The organism is Pseudomonas sp. HN8-3 (assembly GCF_020790195.1).
Taxonomy (GTDB): domain Bacteria; phylum Pseudomonadota; class Gammaproteobacteria; order Pseudomonadales; family Pseudomonadaceae; genus Aquipseudomonas; species Aquipseudomonas synxantha_A.
In genome coordinates, this window is record NZ_CP086206.1 from 1,497,983 (window position 1) to 1,513,871 (window position 15,889).

Annotated in this window: 16 protein-coding genes; 2 read left to right on the forward strand and 14 right to left on the reverse strand. The window is 61.5% G+C overall.

Going from position 1 to position 15,889, the window contains the following annotated elements:
* Positions 1-151: 151 nt before the first annotated feature.
* Entirely contained in the window at positions 152-718 is a 567-nt protein-coding gene (dcd, locus tag LJX92_RS06715; protein ID WP_003189215.1) for a dCTP deaminase, read from the forward strand.
* A 108-nt stretch (positions 719-826) separates the two neighbouring features.
* A complete protein-coding gene (locus LJX92_RS06720; protein ID WP_032877358.1) occupies positions 827-1,027 on the forward strand; it encodes a hypothetical protein in 201 nt (66 codons plus the stop codon).
* Between the two features lie 23 nt (positions 1,028-1,050).
* Here the strand turns inward: LJX92_RS06720 and pdeM are convergent, their stop codons facing one another.
* The 14 genes from pdeM to LJX92_RS06790 all read right to left on the reverse strand — a co-directional run bounded on the left by pdeM (position 1,051) and on the right by LJX92_RS06790 (position 15,775).
* Positions 1,051-1,701 carry a ligase-associated DNA damage response endonuclease PdeM gene (gene pdeM / locus LJX92_RS06725; RefSeq protein ID WP_078820477.1) on the reverse strand — a complete coding sequence of 217 codons (651 nt, stop codon included), beginning with the start codon at positions 1,699-1,701 and terminating at the stop codon, positions 1,051-1,053.
* A complete protein-coding gene (locus LJX92_RS06730) occupies positions 1,701-4,181 on the reverse strand; it encodes a ligase-associated DNA damage response DEXH box helicase (protein WP_228309474.1) in 2,481 nt (826 codons plus the stop codon). Before LJX92_RS06730 ends, pdeM begins: the two co-directional genes overlap by 1 nt.
* Before the next feature lie 57 nt (positions 4,182-4,238).
* A complete protein-coding gene (locus LJX92_RS06735; RefSeq protein WP_005785775.1) occupies positions 4,239-5,003 on the reverse strand; it encodes an ABC transporter ATP-binding protein in 765 nt (254 codons plus the stop codon).
* Positions 5,004-5,016: 13 nt separating this feature from the next.
* Entirely contained in the window at positions 5,017-6,135 is a 1,119-nt protein-coding gene (locus LJX92_RS06740; protein ID WP_032877355.1) for a succinylglutamate desuccinylase/aspartoacylase family protein, read from the reverse strand.
* Between the two features lie 9 nt (positions 6,136-6,144).
* On the reverse strand, positions 6,145-6,855 hold the full coding sequence (locus tag LJX92_RS06745; RefSeq protein ID WP_032877354.1) for an ABC transporter permease: 711 nt from the start codon (positions 6,853-6,855) through the stop codon (positions 6,145-6,147).
* Positions 6,852-7,580, reverse strand: a complete 729-nt coding sequence (locus LJX92_RS06750) for an ABC transporter permease (protein ID WP_005785781.1) — start codon at positions 7,578-7,580, stop codon at positions 6,852-6,854. Before LJX92_RS06750 ends, LJX92_RS06745 begins: the two co-directional genes overlap by 4 nt.
* Before the next feature lie 56 nt (positions 7,581-7,636).
* Positions 7,637-8,416, reverse strand: a complete 780-nt coding sequence (locus tag LJX92_RS06755) for a transporter substrate-binding domain-containing protein (protein ID WP_005785784.1) — start codon at positions 8,414-8,416, stop codon at positions 7,637-7,639.
* 246 nt (positions 8,417-8,662) lie between these two features.
* A complete protein-coding gene (locus LJX92_RS06760; RefSeq protein ID WP_032877353.1) occupies positions 8,663-10,297 on the reverse strand; it encodes an ATP-dependent DNA ligase in 1,635 nt (544 codons plus the stop codon).
* Complete coding sequence (locus LJX92_RS06765; protein ID WP_228309475.1) at positions 10,294-11,298, reverse strand: ligase-associated DNA damage response exonuclease; 1,005 nt, start codon at positions 11,296-11,298, stop codon at positions 10,294-10,296. The genes LJX92_RS06760 and LJX92_RS06765 overlap by 4 nt, the downstream gene beginning before the upstream one ends.
* A gap of 199 nt (positions 11,299-11,497) precedes the next feature.
* Complete coding sequence (locus tag LJX92_RS06770) at positions 11,498-13,939, reverse strand: penicillin acylase family protein (RefSeq protein WP_228309476.1); 2,442 nt, start codon at positions 13,937-13,939, stop codon at positions 11,498-11,500.
* 162 nt (positions 13,940-14,101) lie between these two features.
* Positions 14,102-14,302 (reverse strand): SEC-C metal-binding domain-containing protein, encoded by a 201-nt coding sequence (locus LJX92_RS06775; RefSeq protein ID WP_003189235.1) that lies wholly within the window; start codon positions 14,300-14,302, stop codon positions 14,102-14,104.
* Complete coding sequence (locus tag LJX92_RS06780) at positions 14,299-14,781, reverse strand: LEA type 2 family protein (protein ID WP_228309477.1); 483 nt, start codon at positions 14,779-14,781, stop codon at positions 14,299-14,301. The genes LJX92_RS06775 and LJX92_RS06780 overlap by 4 nt, the downstream gene beginning before the upstream one ends.
* Before the next feature lie 21 nt (positions 14,782-14,802).
* On the reverse strand, positions 14,803-15,273 hold the full coding sequence (locus tag LJX92_RS06785; protein WP_228309478.1) for a YchJ family protein: 471 nt from the start codon (positions 15,271-15,273) through the stop codon (positions 14,803-14,805).
* 4 nt (positions 15,274-15,277) lie between these two features.
* A complete protein-coding gene (locus LJX92_RS06790; RefSeq protein WP_032877349.1) occupies positions 15,278-15,775 on the reverse strand; it encodes a DUF6231 family protein in 498 nt (165 codons plus the stop codon).
* Positions 15,776-15,889: the final 114 nt, after the last annotated feature.

Consider the following 15,889-nt stretch of genomic DNA (forward strand, 5'->3'; position numbering starts at 1 on the left):
CCCTGACGGCAATCCCGGCCCCGGCCGCGTTGGCTGAGGCTTATAGCGGGCAGGGCTTTGATCAAGAAAACCCTTGCGGCCTTTGAACCCCAAGGCTGGCCCCGGTAAGATGGCCCACAGATTTTTCCACCTCGCTATTCAGGACACCGCCATGAGCATCAAATCGGACAAGTGGATTCGCCGCATGGCGCAGGAACACGGCATGATCGAGCCGTTCGTCGAGCGCCAGATTCGTGGCGAAGGTGACGAGCGGGTGATTTCGTACGGGGTCTCCAGCTATGGCTATGACGTGCGTTGCGCCGATGAATTCAAGGTGTTCACCAACATCAATTCGGCGATTGTCGATCCGAAGAACTTCGATGAAAAAAGCTTCGTCGACGTCAAGAGCGACGTGTGCATCATCCCGCCCAACTCCTTCGCCCTGGCGCGTACCGTGGAATTCTTCCGCATTCCCCGCGACGTATTGACCATCTGCCTGGGTAAAAGCACTTACGCTCGTTGCGGCATTATCGTCAACGTCACCCCGCTTGAGCCGGAGTGGGAAGGTCATGTGACCCTGGAGTTCTCCAACACCACCACCTTGCCGGCAAAGATCTATGCCAATGAGGGCGTGGCACAGATGCTGTTCCTGCAGTCCGACGAGGCTTGTGAAGTGTCCTACAAAGACCGCGCCGGCAAGTACCAGGGCCAACGTGGCGTCACTCTCCCACGCGCTTGATCGAAAGCTCCTACGGTTAAAGGGAATTAGTCTGCACAAAGTGACTCTATTCAGGTGTACTGCCTCGGCGCGTGCAAAACGCGTCGGGCCACGCTTGAGGAGTACCTTATGAAGATCGACCCGCGAATCAGCGCAGAACTCGCCCGGCTTGAACCCAACCAGATTGGTGTTCTGGCCTGGTCCCTGATGGCTAACCCCGCTCACGCGGGCGGCATTCCCCCCGGCCAACCAGAGCCCGATTACCCACAGCCCACCGAACCAGGTGAGCCTACCCTGCCTGACGAGCCACCACCGGCCCCCGTCGCCTGATATTCGGACGGCCGGTCAGCACTTCACTGAATCGGCCAAACGGTTTGATCGCCGATCACAAAGATTCGGCGGTCATCACCCTGCTCCACGGCATAACCTCCCGTAAATGCGCCAAACGCCGGCAGCAGGCTGACCCGCTCACCGATCTGGAAGCACGGCAGGCGCAAGCGCTGACGGCCTTTGCCGCGCAAGCGATACACCGGATGCACGTGCCCCGCCAATACGTGGTGGCTGGGGTGAACGTCGGGTTCGTGTTGCAAGGCGAAAGGGCCCATCAATAGCGGCTCCGGGACCACCTCAATTCTCAAGTCGTCCGGGGGATCGCCGGCGCGTTTATCGTGATTGCCGCGAATCAAGGTCAAGGCCAGTTCGCCATTGCGTGCACGCCAGGCCCGGATCGCGCTGAGGGTGCCGCTGGCGTGAGAACCTGGGCCATGCAGGAAGTCACCGAGAAAGATCAACTGCGCGCACGGCAGTGCCGACAACAGCCTGTCCAGGCGTTCCAGATTCGTCGTGGTGGTGCCCTGGGGCACAGGTTGTCCCAGGCTGCGATAGGCCGATGCTTTGCCAAAGTGCGCATCGGCAATAAGCAGGCACTGACGAGCGGGCCAGTACACGGCCTTGTCCGCCAATAACCACAGTTCTTCGCCTGCAAGCGTCAGTGCACAATGCATCAAGCTTTTCCTTTGTCGGCGACTTTTTCCAGGTCCTTGACCATCCGTGCGATGCGCTCCGACAACTTCTCCGAACTCATGCTTTCGCGCATCCGTTCCACCAACAGCGGGAAGGCCAGGGGCGTGGGCCGCTGAATCGTATGCACGTCCAGTTTCAGTGCCGATAGATGACTTAATGTCTCTTCCAACCGACGAATATCCAACTCATCGCGCAAGACTTCTTCCCCTGCCTGGGCCAGCAGCAGGTTCTGCGGGTCATATTGCTTGAACACTTCAAAGAATAATCCGCTGGAAGCCTGCACCTGCCGCGTGCTTTTCGGCGCACCGGGATACCCGGCGAACACCAGCCCGGCGATCCGCGCGATTTCGCGAAAGCGGCGCAGGGCCAGTTCTCCTGCGTTAAGGCTGGCGGCCACATCCTCCAGCAAGCGCTGTGGGCTCAGCAACGCCGTATTCAACAACAACGACCAGTTCACTGGCGTGGCGCTCAACAGTTCCAGGCCATAATCATTCACGGCTATGGAGAAAGTCACCGGCTGCTGCTGACTGACCCGCCACGCCAATAAGCTCGCCAAGCCCAGGTGTACCTGACGGCCGGCGAAGGGGTACAGAAACAGGTGCCAGCCTTCTCGTGATTGCAGGGTTTCGGCGAGCAGGTTGTCGCGCGTCGGCAGGCCAGACCAGCGCAGTTGGGTGTGCAACAACGGTTGTACCGCCTGCATCTCCGGGCCGTCGAAGTGCCCATGCGCCGCCGCATCAAAACGTTCGACCACCGCCTGGGCCAGTTCATTGGAAAGCGGCATACGCCCGCCATTCCAGCGTGGCACCGCGGCTTTTTTCGCGCTGCTGCGGCGCACGTAGGCGGTCATGTTTTCCACGCGCACCAATTCCAGCAAACGCCCGGCGAACAGAAACCCATCCCCCGGCTTGAGCCGCGCAATAAAGCCCTCTTCGACACTGCCCAGGTTCTTGCCGCCGCCACCCTTGCTCCAGAATTTCAACTGGATACTGGCATCACTGACGATGGTACCGACGCTCATGCGGTGACGGCGTGCCAGGCGGGCATCCGGGACACGCCAGATGCCATGCTCATCGGGCTCCACACGGCGGTAATCCGGATAGGCGGTAAGTGACAGGCCACCATGGCGTACAAACCCCAGGGCCCAGGCCCAATCCGCTTCGGTGAGATCGCGATAGGCCCAGGCGCCGCGCACTTCCGCCAGCAGCGCATCCGGGGTAAACCCACCCCCCAGGGCCATGCTGACCAAGTGTTGCACGAGCACATCCAGCGGCTTGTGTGGCGATTCCCGCGCTTCGATGCGCCGCTGCGCAATTGCATCCTGGGCGGCAGCCGCCTCCACCAGCTCCAGGCTATGGGTCGGCACCAGCGTCACCCGTGACGGCCGACCCGGTGCATGGCCGGAGCGCCCGGCGCGTTGCATCAGCCGCGCCACACCTTTCGCGGAGCCGATCTGCAACACTCGCTCCACCGGCAGGAAGTCCACACCCAAGTCGAGGCTGGAGGTGCACACCACCGCCTTGAGCTGCCCATCTTTCAATGCTCGCTCCACCCAATCCCGGGTCTCCCGCGATAACGAGCCGTGGTGCAGGGCAATCAATCCGGCCCAGTCCGGGCGGGCATCGAGAATCGCCTGATACCAGATCTCCGATTGCGCCCGGGTGTTGGTAAAGACCAGGCAACTGCTGCTGGCCTCTACCTCTGCGACCACTTGCGGCAACATCTTCAAGCCGATATGCCCGGCCCAGGGAAAGCGCTCGGTGACGGGCGGCAGCAAGGTGTCGACCTGCAGTGCCTTGGCCGTCTGCCCCTGTACATTGATCCCACCGCCCTGTGGGACCAGAACCTCCAAAGCGTGGGCCTGATTACCCAGCGTCGCGGAAATGCCCCACACCATCAACTCAGGATGCCAGCGCCGCAAGCGCGCCAGCGCCAGTTGCAACTGCACGCCGCGCTTATTGCCGATCAGCTCGTGCCATTCATCCACGATCACCATGCGCAGGTGCGCCAGGCTCGTCTCACTGTCGGCCCGTGCGAGCATCAGCGTCAGGCTTTCCGGGGTGGTGACCAGAGCGGTGGGTTGGCGGCGGGTCTGGCGTGCGCGCTCGCTGCTGCTGGTGTCGCCGGTACGCAGGCCCACGCTCCAGGGAATTTGCAGGGCGTCCAAGGGTGCCTGCAGGGCACGTGCGGAATCGGCAGCCAAGGCACGCATCGGCGTGATCCACAGCACCGTCAATGGTTCAGCGGGTGGCTTGCGCTTGCCGGTAGCGGGCGGGCGGGTGATGGCGAAATGGTTGAGGGCGGCGAACCACAAGGCATAGGTTTTACCTGCACCGGTACTGGCATGCAGCAGCCCTGACTGGCCAGCCTTGACCGCTGCCCATACATGTTTCTGAAAGGCGAACGGTTTCCAACCTTTGGCGGCAAACCATTGTTTGGCGAAATCGGGGTTTTTTGCCATGCGGCAGCGGACGCTCTGGAGGCTCTATTGCAGAGACCCTCCAGGCGTCACAAAGGTTTACTTCAAATTGCCACTTAGAAACTGCTGCAGGCGCTCGCTTTTCGGATTGCCCAGCACATCCTCGGGGGTGCCTTGCTCTTCCACCAGGCCCTTGTGCAGGAACAGCACCTGGCTTGAGACCTTGCGCGCAAAGCTCATCTCGTGAGTCACCATGATCATGGTGCGGCCTTCCTCGGCCAGGCCCTGGATCACCTTCAACACTTCACCCACCAGTTCCGGGTCGAGGGCCGAGGTGGGTTCATCGAACAGCATCACCTCAGGCTCCATCGCCAGGGCGCGGGCGATGGCTACCCGCTGTTGCTGGCCGCCAGACAGGAACGCCGGGTACTGATCGGCTACACGTGCCGGCAGCCCGACCTTGTCCAGATAGCGGCGGGCGCGGTCTTCGGCGTCTTTCTTGCTGCACCCCAGCACGCGGCGCGGGGCCATGGTGATGTTTTCCAGCACGCTCATATGGCTCCACAGGTTGAAGTGCTGGAACACCATCGCCAGCCGTGTGCGCAAGCGTTGCAGCTCGGCGTCGTCGGCCACGCGCATACCGTGGCGGTCGCTGACCATGCGGATCGCCTGGCCGTCCAGGGTCATGGCGCCATCGTTGGGGGTTTCCAGGAAGTTGATACAGCGCAGGAACGTGCTCTTGCCGGAGCCGCTGGCGCCGATCAGGCTGATCACGTCACCGGTCCTGGCCTTGAGCGAAACACCTTTGAGCACTTCATTGTCGCCATAGCTTTTATGCAGGCCTTCAACGGTCAGTTTGTACATGGGGCGTGCATCCTCAAGGCGAAAGTAGATAGCCGCTGCGGTAGGCCTGCGTGCCGGCGATATGGCCGATGACCATCCCGGCAGTGGCCATGCGTCGCAGCGAACGGGCGTACAGCAGGCCGGCGTGCTCGCAGCGCACCGGCGTTACGCGGTCGGTAATGGGATCGATGATTTCGGCGAGCAGTTGCCCGGCCTCCAGGTATTGACCCGGCAAGGCACTGAACACCAGCAAGCCGCCGACCGGGCTGGTGACGGGCTCCACACCCGCCAATGGCGTGGCCGGGTAAGCCAGGGCGGGCAGGGGCGTCACATCGCCGGTAATGGCGCCGAAGTGGATCAGGTAATCGATGATGGCCTGGCAGTCCAGCGCGGCAAGACCATGGTTTACATCGCCCTGGCCGCGCAGTTCGACGGTCACCGAAAAACTGCCCATGGGAATCGGGAAGCGCTCGCCGAAACGTTGCTGCAACTGCCACCACACCAGGGTGAAACACTCATCAAAGGACTGTCCGCCGGAGTCGGTGGCCAGCAGGTTGGCCTCGGAGCCGAGGTACCGCGCCAATGGCTCTACCTGTGGCCAGGCTTCAGGTGTGGTGTACAGGTGCGCCACGGCTTCGAAGTCGCAATGCAGGTCGAGCACCATGTCGGCATCACAGGCCAGGCGTTGCAGTACCAGGCGTTGGGATTGCAGTTGGGTCTGGGCGGTGTGCGCGGCCAGGGCGCTGGACAATGCGCTGCGGATCAAGCGGGCATTGTGCTGGGGATCATCGCCCAGCAGCTCTTCGACCTGGTTGCCGACCTCTTCGCCAAGGTCGACGAACAGGCGATTGAAGTTCTGCCCGCTTTCCAGTTCATAGCGGCCCAAGGGGATGTCCATCAACACTTGTTCGAGGCCCACCGGGTTGGCGACCGGCACCAGCACGATTTCGCTACGCAAGCGCCCGGCCGCGGCCAACTCGGCCAGGCGTACTTTCAAATGCCAGGCCACCAACATGCCCGGCAATTCATCGGCGTGCAGCGACGACTGGATGTAGACCTTGCCTGCGGCCTGCTGCGGGCCGAAGTGAAAACTGTGGATCTGCCGCGCCGTGCCGGGCACCGGCGCGATCAGGTCATGTCGCTGATGGCGCATGAAGGCTCCTTAGTGGCTCGGCCCGAGAAAGGCCAGCCAGCGGCGCTCCGCCAGGCGGAACAGGCCGACCAGGGCAAAGGTCACCGCCAGGTAGATCAACGCGGCGATGCCAAATGATTGAAAGGTCATGAAGGTGGCGGAGTTGGCGTCCCGTGCCACTTTGAGGATGTCCGGGATCGTTGCGGTAAACGCCACCGTGGTCGAGTGCAGCATCAGGATCACTTCGTTGCTGTAGTAGGGCAACGCACGGCGCAGCGCTGACGGCATGATCACGTAGGCGTACAACTTCCAGCCGCTGAGGCCGTAAGCCTTGGCTGCCTCGACTTCGCCATGCGCCATGCTGCGGATCGCCCCGGCGAAAATCTCCGTGGTGTAGGCGCAAGTGTTGAGCGCGAAGGCCAGGATGGTGCAGTTCATCGCGTCGCGAAAAAACGCATCCAGCAGCGGTTGTTCGCGTACGGCGGCAATGCTGTAGATACCGGTGTAGCAGATCAGCAACTGGATATAGAGCGGCGTACCGCGAAACAGGTAGGTGTAGAACTGCACCGGCCAACGTACCAGGCGCTTGCGCGAGACGCGGGCGATGGACAGCGGGATCGACACCAGAAAGCCGATGACCAGTGCAGCCGTCAGCAACCACATCGTCATGGCAAGGCCGGTGATGTGCTGGCCGTCGCTATAAAGGAAGGGGCGCCAGTATTCCTGCAATAGCTCGATCATCGCACTGCCTCCCGGGCGCCGGCGGAGTAGCGACGTTCCAGACGGCGCAAGACAAAGTTGGAGGCGCTGGTGATCAACAGGTAGATCAGCGCGGCGAGTACCAGGAAGTAGAACAGTTGATAGGTACTTTTGCCCGCATCCTGGGCGGCTTTCACCAGGTCTGCCAGGCCGATGATGGATACCAGCGCGGTGGCCTTGAGCATCACCATCCAGTTATTGCCTATGCCCGGCAGGGCGAAGCGCATCATCTGCGGGAAGGTCACGTAGCGAAACCGCTGCCCGCGCTTGAGCCCGTAAGCAGTGGCGGCTTCCAGTTGGCCGCGGGGCACGGCGAGGATAGCGCCGCGAAACGTTTCGGTGAAATAGGCGCCGTAGATAAAGCCCAGGGTGATCACCCCGGCGCTGAACGGGTCGATCTCGATGTATTCCCATTCCATGAAGTCGGTAAAGCTGCTGAGCCAGGTTTGCAGGCTGTAGAAAATCAGCAGCATCAGCACCAGGTCGGGCACCCCGCGAATCAGCGTGGTGTAGAGCTGGGCGGGAATGCGCAGGAACGGCAGGCTGGACAGTTTGGCGCTGGCGCCGAGCAGGCCCAGCAGTACGCTGACGGCCAGGGACAGCACCGACAACTTGATGGTCATCCAGGTGCCTTGCAGCAACAGCGGGCCGAAACCCTTCAAGCTGAGCGCGCTCAACCCGAGGGTTTGCAACAGTTCTTCGAACATAAATCAGGACCTATGGCGATAGAAAAGCGCCCCTGCAGGGAGGGGCGCTCCAGGCATTATTTGCCGCTGTACAGGTTCAAATCGCCAAAGTGTTTCTTCTGGATGGTGGCGTAGGTGCCATCATCGTGTAACGCTTTGATACCTTTATCCAAAAGCGCCTTCAGTTCAGTGTTACCTTTTTTGATACCGACAGCGGTTTTCGACGGCAGCAACGGGTCGTCGATGGCGGCGCTGACTTCATAACCGGCGCCAGCCGGCGACTTGAGAAAGCCCAGTTCGGCTTGCAGCATGTCCTGCACCGACGCGTCGAGGCGGCCGGAGGTCAGGTCGGCATACACCTGATCCTGGTTGGCGTAGGCCTTGGTGGTTACCCCGGCTTTGTCCAGCACGGCCTTGGCGTAGGCTTCCTGGATGGTGCCTTGCTCGTAGCCCACAGACTTGCCCTTGAGGGACTCAGGTGTCGAGTAGCCAGCCCCTTTCTTGAACACCAGCGACGTGGGGCCGGAGAACAGCTCGGTGGAGAAGTCGATTGCCTTTTCGCGCACCGGCGTTACGGTCATGGACGAAATCACGCCATCGAACTTGTTGGCCTTGAGGCCTGGGATCATGCCGTCGAAGTCACTTTCAACCCACTTGCACTTGACCTTCAGCTCCGCGCAGATCGCATTGCCCAGGTCGATATCGAAGCCCACCAGGCTGCCGTCGGCGGCTTTGGATTCGAACGGTGCGTAGGACGGGTCGACACCAAAACGCAATTCCTTGTATTCCTTGGCGGTAGCGACACCAGCGGCCATGCACAGAGCCAGTGCAGAAAGGGTCAGCAATGCTTTTTTCATTATGTATTCCCTGGAAACCAAGATAAGCGCTTGTGGCGCGTTTAGGACTGTTACTGAACGGTGTCAGACGCAGCACAAGTAGCAATTTCTGCACCATAGTTCCGGACGGGCTTTTTAAAAGGTGGGATAAGGCAAGGCTGAGTGTAGGAGATGCCCGAAAATGGGCATCTGAAAGTGAGTGCACCATTGCAGGTCTGTGGGGATCCCAATGTGGGAGGGAGCAAGCCCCTCCCACAGGGATTTATGTCAAGTCAGTAGGTCTTGCAGTGTGGCGAGGTTGTCAGCCTCTTCCACCGTCTTGTCCTGACGCCAGCGCAACATGCGCGGAAACCGCACCGCAATCCCGCTCTTATGCCGCTTGGACAGGGCGATACCCTCAAACCCCAATTCAAACACCATGCTTGGCGTCACGCTGCTGACCGGGCCGAACTTCTCCACGGTGGTTTTGCGCACAATCGCATCGACCTTGCGCATTTCCTCGTCGGTCAGCCCGGAATAGGCCTTGGCGAACGGCACCAACGTGCGCTCGCTGCCCGGCGGGCCGTCCCATACCGCGAAGGTGTAGTCGCTGTACAGGCTGGCGCGCCGGCCATGGCCGCGCTGGGCGTAGATCAACACGGCGTCGACGCTGAAGGGGTCGACCTTCCATTTGAACCACAGGCCCATGTCCTTGGTGCGGCCCACACCGTACAGGCCCTTGCGATCCTTGAGCATCATGCCTTCAACACCAAGGCTGCGAGAGGCTTCGCGTTGGGTCGCCAGCGCTGCCCAGGTTGGCCCCTCGATCAGCGGCGAAGGCAACAGCACCGGTTGGTTGCACACAGCGATCACCTGTTCCAATTGCGTGCGGCGCTCGGCCTGGATGTGGTTGCGCCAGTCGTCGCCCTGATACTCCAGCAGGTCGTAAGCGAGCACGGCGACGGGCGCATCCTCAAGCACCTTTTTACTCAGGGTTTTGCGACCGATCCGCTGTTGCAGCAGCGCAAAGGGTTGCACCGCGTCTTTCCACACCACGATTTCGCCATCGATCACCGTGCCGTCGGGCAGGCCACTGACCAGGCTGTGAAGCTCGGGGAAACGCTCGGTCACCAACTCTTCGCCTCGTGACCAGATCCACAGGCGCCCCTCGCGCTTGACCAACTGCGCACGGATGCCATCGAACTTCCATTCCACCTGCCAGTCGGCGGGGGGGCCGAGCAGGCTGTCGAATTGCTCGACGGGTTGCGCCAGCCCGTGGGCGAGAAAAAACGGATACGGCTGCCCGCCACGTTGTGCATGTTCGTCGGATGATTCGGCAGCGATCAGCTTGAGATAACCCTCGGCTGTAGGACGGTTGGACAGGTCGGTATAGCCCACCAACCGCTGCGCCACGCGCTTGCTATCCAGATTGGCCATGGCGGCAAGGGCGCGGGTAACCAGCAGCTTGGAGACGCCGACGCGAAAGCTGCCGGTGATCAACTTGATGCATACCATCAGGCTCGGTTGATCCAGTTGCGCCCATAGCGCCGGCAGGCGCGCGGCAAGGTCCATGGGCGATAGACCGCGCAGCGGCAGCAGTTTTTCTTCCAGCCACACGGCAAGCCCGTCTTCAGAGCTGTAGGTCGATTCGGGGAGCAGCAGGGAGATGGTTTCGGCCAGGTCGCCTACGGACTGGTAGCTCTCTTCGAACAGCCACGGCTCGATGCTCGCCGCCTCAGTCGCCATATCCCTGAGCAAGCGTGTGGGCACCAGTTGCCGTGGTCGCCCGCCGGAGAGGAAGTACACCGCCCATGCCGCATCTTCCGGCGGCGCTTGCAGGAAGTAGGCTTGCAGGGCTGCGAGCTTGGCATTGCTGGAGGTGGTGGCGTCGAGGTTGGCGTACAGCTCGGCGAAGGCTTTCATGCCGTGGCCTCTTCTTCGTCATCACCGTATTCGGTGATGAAGCCCTGGGCGTCCAGGCCCTTTTCTCGCAGGTGGCGTACCAGCACGCCGACCGAACCGTGGGTAACCATCACCCGTTCGGCGCCGGTTTGTTCGATGGCCCACAACAGCCCGGGCCAATCGGCATGGTCTGACAGTACAAAGCCGCGATCCACCCCACGCCGGCGCCGTGTACCGCGCAGGCGCATCCAGCCGCTGGCGAAGGCGTCGCTGTAGTCGCCAAAACGGCGCATCCAGGTGCTGCCGCCGGCGGAGGGCGGGGCGATGATCAAAGCTTGGCGCAGCAACGGGTCGGTCTTCTTGAAATCCCCGGCATACAGGGTTTCGGGAATGTAGATGCCGGCCTCGCGGTAGACCCGGTTCAACGGCTCGACGGCGCCATGGCTGAGGATCGGACCGATGCTGGCGTCGAGGCCATGCAGAATGCGCTGGGCCTTGCCGAAGGAATAGCAGAACAGCACGCTGGCCTTGCCCGTGGCGATATTGGCCTGCCACCAGTCATTGATCCCGGCAAAGATCTGCGCTTGGGGCTGCCATCGGTAGATCGGCAGGCCAAAAGTGGATTCGGTGATAAAGGTGTGGCAACGCACCGGCTCGAAAGGCGCGCAGGTGCCATCGGGTTCGACCTTATAGTCGCCGGACGCGACCCAGACTTCACCCTGATATTCCAGGCGCACCTGAGCCGAACCGAGCACGTGCCCGGCCGGATGGAAACTCAAGGTAACACCGTGATGCACCAACTGCTCGCCATAGGCCAGGGTTTGCAGGTTGATGTCCTGGCCCAGGCGCCAGCGCAGGATATCTTCGCCGGGGGCGGCGGCCAGGTAGTGTTGGTTGCCGGTGCGGGCGTGGTCGCCGTGGGCGTGGGTGATGACCGCACGTTCCACTGGGCGCCAGGGGTCGATATAGAAATCACCCGCAGGGCAATAGAGGCCTTCGGGGCGGGCGATGACGAGGTCCATGGGGTGACCGGGGAGATGGGCTTGTTAGTTATGAGGCGGGGCTGGGTGTAGAAGTTCTATCTGAATGCATGGGATCCAAATGTGGGAGGGGGCTTGCTCCCGATAGCAGAGTTCAGTCAACGAATGTGTTGACTGTCACACCGCTATCGGGAGCAAGCCCCCTCCCACATTTGGATTCGGTTTCTGCTGGGAAACCGGGTTACTTGCCGGGCGTCAGGGTCAACCTGGCCTTGCCGTACACCTTTTCAAAGTTCTGCGGCTGCATCGGGAAGCTCAGGTATTGCGCCTTGAGCGCCGGGTCGATGCCGTTGGCATAGTTCGAACTGGCCGGGTTGCCGGACTGGCCGATACCGCCCTGGCCCAGCATGGGTTCGGCCAGGCCGAAGTCGATGATCATGCGCAGCGCCGATACCTGGGTGGTGTTGAAATCCTCACCCCAGTTATACGGCGCCGGGTTCAAGGTGTTGTGGTCGCCACCACTGGCGAAGGGACCGCGAATCACCTGGCCACTGGTGTTTTTCCAGGTGGTGCTGTGCAGCTTGCCCCACTGCCAGGCTTTGTGATCGGCACCCAGTTGGCTGTCACCGGCAGTGATAGCGGCGGCAAGCGTGCGGGCCAGGATCGCCGGTTTGTCTTCTTTTTGCGCGGTCCGCGTGTCATCCCAGAACGGGCTGTCTTCGCGGCCCAGCAGGTGGTCGGCGATGGCTGAGTAGGACAGGCTGGCGTTGCTGACAAAGGCTTTCCAGCTGGCGCTGCCTTGCGGGCCGAGTTTGTCGAGGAAAATCTGCCTGGCGCTTTCCTGCAGGAACAGCTCGTAGATCGCCGCGTCAGCCGAGGTTGGCGCAAGGCGACCATCGAATGCCAACAGGCGCTCCAGTGCTTCGCGAGCCTTGGCGCGCTCCGCTGGCGGCAGGGCGTCGATTGCCTGTTTGAGCGGCTGGGCCATGCCCGGGGCCTGGAACATGCTCTTGAGCTTGGCGGCGAAGGTCGTGGTCTGGTCGTATTGCATGGCAATCAGGCTGCGGCTGTCATGCTTGCCGGCACCGGCCAATTGCGCCAGACGTTCGCTGCGCTCCGGTGCGTCCCAGGAGTTGGACAACTGCATCCCGTAGCCACGCGGTGCGGTGCGCTGGTTGGCCGTGCCGATCCAGCCCTGGGCCGGGTCCTGGTCGTAGGGGTGCAGCATCGCATCGGCATAACCGTCCCAGTCAAAGCGCGTGTCCCAACCCGGCGATGGCAACAGGCCCTCGCCCTCGCGGCGGTTGGGGAAGCGACCGGTGACTTGCCAGCCGATATTGCTGGCGTCGGCAAAGATCATGTTCAACGCGATGGCGCGAATCTCGCGAGTGGCGTCCGAGGCCTTGCCGGCGTTTTGCGCACGGGACAGGTCGAAGAACGCGTCCAGGCTCTTGTCTTCCTTGAAGTCGGCAGTCTGCAGGGCCAGGCCAAGACCGCTGGTGAGGGCCTGGCTGCTATTGAGCAGCGCGCCGTGACGGGTTTCGTACACCGTTTCGCGAATCGAGCGCTGGCCCTTGATAAAGAAGGTTTCGTTGCGCACGCCAGCCGGCAGCCATTTGCCGTTGTTCTCGTAGTACAACGCGTTGCCCTGGCGCTTGACCTTCTCCAGGAACAGGTCCTGGGTGTCGCCCTTGACCGCGCTCATGCTCCACGCCACCTTGCCGTTGAAACCGGATAGCAGGGTCGGCAGGCCAGCGATCGAAGCACCCACGGCCTGATATTTAGGCGCGCGAATCTGCACGTAGCTCCATGGCGACGGGGCTTGTGGCGTAGCGGCGATATCGCTGGCCAGCAGGCTTTTGCCGCTGCGGCTGCGTTGCGGGGCGATGGCCCAGTTGCTTGAGGTGGTGACCCCGAGCGTGTTGAGGCCGCTCAACTGCTGGCTTACCGTGTCCAGGGCGGCGAGGCCGCTGATCTGCCCCAGGTTCACGCCCTTGAGCTTGTCGGCTTCGGCCAGCGGCACGGCTTCGTCCGGCGCGCTTGGGATGAGCCAGGCGAGTTTGTCGACGCCGACCTTTTGCGCCAGCACCAAGGACGAAATCTCTTCCTGCAGGTTGCTCGACTCGCTGAAATTGAGCAGGCAGAACAGCAGCGCCGAGTCTTCCGGCTTCCAGTATTCGGGTGTGTAACCGCTTTGGGCCAGGTCCGCCGGCAGCTTGTCGCGATAGCGGAACAGGTAGGCATTGACGCCCCGGGCATACACTTCAAAGAAGCGCTTGAGGCGCGGCGACGAGGCGTTGTACAGCTCGCCCGCGCTTTTCTTGAGGTTGACCGCACGCATGAAACGGTCGACATCCAGCACTTGCGGCCCGGACATTTCCGCCAGGCGGCCCTGTGCCAGCAGGCGCAAGGTGACCATCTGGGTAATGCGGTCGCTGGCGTGCACATAACCAAGGCTGAACAGCGCGTCGTGGAAGGTGTTGCTTTCGATCAGCGGCATGCCTTGGGCATTGCGGCGTATCGATACATTCTGTGCCAGGCCCTTGATTGGCTGTACGCCAGCCACGGGTGGCAGGGTGTCCTGGGTGTTCTGGAGCTGGCAACCCGCCAGGCCCAAGGCACTGGCCACTGCCGCGGCAACGCCGAACCGGGGAAGAAAGTGTAAGAGGGCTGGCGAGGCCATGGCAAAGCTCCTGCGGGGGGTAGCGTCAGTAAAGGCGCTACGTTAGTGAGCGCGGCGAAACGACGCAAGCGGGAGTTGTGTAATTGCGTGAGTGCTCAAGCTATGTGCAAATCAATGTAGGAGGGAGAAAGCCCCCTCCCACATTTTGATCATCAGTGCGGCTTATGCGCCATGGCACTTCTTGAATTTCTTCTCGCTGCCGCACGGGCAAGGATCGTTGCGGCCAACATCCTTCAAGGCGTTGCGCACCGGTTCCTGGTGAGCGTGGCCGCAGTTCGGCCCGTGGACATGGCCGTGGTCGTGATCATGGTGATCGTGATCGTGGTTGCAGTCAGGACCATGGACATGGGGTTGCTGAGTCATCGATGTTGCTCCGGAATAAAATCGCCGGGGATTATCTCGCCATTGTGAGCCACCTGCACGTCATTACCGATGAATAATCCGGTTTTCAGCTCGCCCTCCAGACGATAGGGCACGGGGCGCTCGGGATTTTTCAGCATCTGCACCACATCGCGTACGCGCGGCCAGAGGTTGGTGCGTACCGAGACCCGGAAGACTTTATGACCGCGCGGCGGCACGGTCAGCCATTCATTGGATTCGCCTTCGGTCAACACCAGATCGCCAAGGGTGACCTTGTAGATCAGGCCGCGCACGGTCAGGTCGGCATCGTCGCGGTTGTCCACGCGAAAGTAGAGTTTGAATTTCTGCTCCAGCAGCTTGGCGCGCACGACTTCGACCTTCACCAGCGATACGTGAGGTGGCGGCGAGTCATCTTCGAACCACGAGGCGCAGCCGGTCAGGCCCAGGATTAACGCCAGCATCAAGCTATAAATCCGAAGCATGGCGTTATCCCTGTGAGTGAATTAAAGGTAGCTGGAACAGCACTTCTTGAACTTCTGCCCACTGCCGCACAGGCACGGGTCATTACGCCCGGCCTTCAGTTCCACCGTAGGGTCGATGAAGTACCAGCGCCCCTCATTCTGTACGAAAGAAGACTGCTCGCGGTGGCTATGTTCGCCGGTGCTGTCATGCCAGCGCGCAGTAAAGGTGACGAACGCGTGTTCCGGCTGGCCGCCGAAGACCTCGGAGCTTTCCACCTCAAGGCCCAGCCAGGTGCTCTGCGCACTCCAGGCGGCGATGGCGTTGCGGTCCAGACCGGCCTGTTGCGCGGGCAGGGTGGTGGTCACCAGGTAATCGACCAGGCCCAGCACATAGGCGCTGTAGCGTGAGCGCATCAACGCACTGGCACAGGGCGCCGGGTGGCCGGCGTGATAATGGCCGCAGCAGGCATCCAGCAGATTGCCGCTGCCGCACGGGCAAATGGATGTACTCATCGGGTTACCACCAATACTTTCCAAAATTCTCCGGGTTGGCCCAGAAGCGTGCGTTGAGCCAGTCGGGCACTTGTTTATAGTCAAGCAGATCATAGGTAAACAGCGTCAGAACTTGCTCATCGCGCTGGAATCGCTCGCCGGCTTGCAGGGCCAGGGAAAAGAAGTCGGTGTCCTTCCATTCGCAGGCGCGCAGGTCGACCAGCACCGCGATCCGGCTGGCATTGAGGTTTCGAATGCCGCCCAGAAGCGTCAGACCTTGAGGCTTGGGCAAGTGTTCAAGGCAATCGACTACCAGCGCCAAATCAAAACGCTGCGCTGCCAGTTCGGCAGGCAGTGGCCCAGGTGCGGCGACACAGACGTTCACATCCGGGTGCGCGGTTTTAAACGCCTCCAGCGCCGGAAACTGGCTGGCGCCCAATAACAGCAGGCGTTTGGGCTGGTGCAACTCAAGCAGGGCAGCCAGGGCTTGCTGGGGTGTACGGGAAGAAATTCCAGCGGTCATTGCAGATCCTCACATCAGGACGGTAGAGACTAGCGCGGCTGGGCGTGCGAGCCTAGGACATTGCGGTCAGGGCCACGGCGGCTTGTACCGTACCTGCGGAAGTTTTTTGATCCT

Coding starts and splice junctions, on each gene's coding strand:
- LJX92_RS06720 (WP_032877358.1), top strand. CDS start 827: ATGAAGATCGACCCGCGAATCAGCGCAGAACTCGCCCGGCTTGAACCC.
- LJX92_RS06785 (WP_228309478.1), bottom strand. CDS start 15,273: ATGAGTACATCCATTTGCCCGTGCGGCAGCGGCAATCTGCTGGATGCC.
- LJX92_RS06790 (WP_032877349.1), bottom strand. CDS start 15,775: ATGACCGCTGGAATTTCTTCCCGTACACCCCAGCAAGCCCTGGCTGCC.
- LJX92_RS06735 (WP_005785775.1), bottom strand. CDS start 5,003: ATGTACAAACTGACCGTTGAAGGCCTGCATAAAAGCTATGGCGACAAT.
- LJX92_RS06775 (WP_003189235.1), bottom strand. CDS start 14,302: ATGACTCAGCAACCCCATGTCCATGGTCCTGACTGCAACCACGATCAC.
- LJX92_RS06750 (WP_005785781.1), bottom strand. CDS start 7,580: ATGTTCGAAGAACTGTTGCAAACCCTCGGGTTGAGCGCGCTCAGCTTG.
- LJX92_RS06755 (WP_005785784.1), bottom strand. CDS start 8,416: ATGAAAAAAGCATTGCTGACCCTTTCTGCACTGGCTCTGTGCATGGCC.
- pdeM (WP_078820477.1), bottom strand. CDS start 1,701: ATGCATTGTGCACTGACGCTTGCAGGCGAAGAACTGTGGTTATTGGCG.
- LJX92_RS06740 (WP_032877355.1), bottom strand. CDS start 6,135: ATGCGCCATCAGCGACATGACCTGATCGCGCCGGTGCCCGGCACGGCG.
- LJX92_RS06765 (WP_228309475.1), bottom strand. CDS start 11,298: ATGGACCTCGTCATCGCCCGCCCCGAAGGCCTCTATTGCCCTGCGGGT.
- LJX92_RS06760 (WP_032877353.1), bottom strand. CDS start 10,297: ATGAAAGCCTTCGCCGAGCTGTACGCCAACCTCGACGCCACCACCTCC.
- LJX92_RS06780 (WP_228309477.1), bottom strand. CDS start 14,781: ATGCTTCGGATTTATAGCTTGATGCTGGCGTTAATCCTGGGCCTGACC.
- LJX92_RS06730 (WP_228309474.1), bottom strand. CDS start 4,181: ATGGCAAAAAACCCCGATTTCGCCAAACAATGGTTTGCCGCCAAAGGT.
- LJX92_RS06745 (WP_032877354.1), bottom strand. CDS start 6,855: ATGATCGAGCTATTGCAGGAATACTGGCGCCCCTTCCTTTATAGCGAC.
- dcd (WP_003189215.1), top strand. CDS start 152: ATGAGCATCAAATCGGACAAGTGGATTCGCCGCATGGCGCAGGAACAC.
- LJX92_RS06770 (WP_228309476.1), bottom strand. CDS start 13,939: ATGGCCTCGCCAGCCCTCTTACACTTTCTTCCCCGGTTCGGCGTTGCC.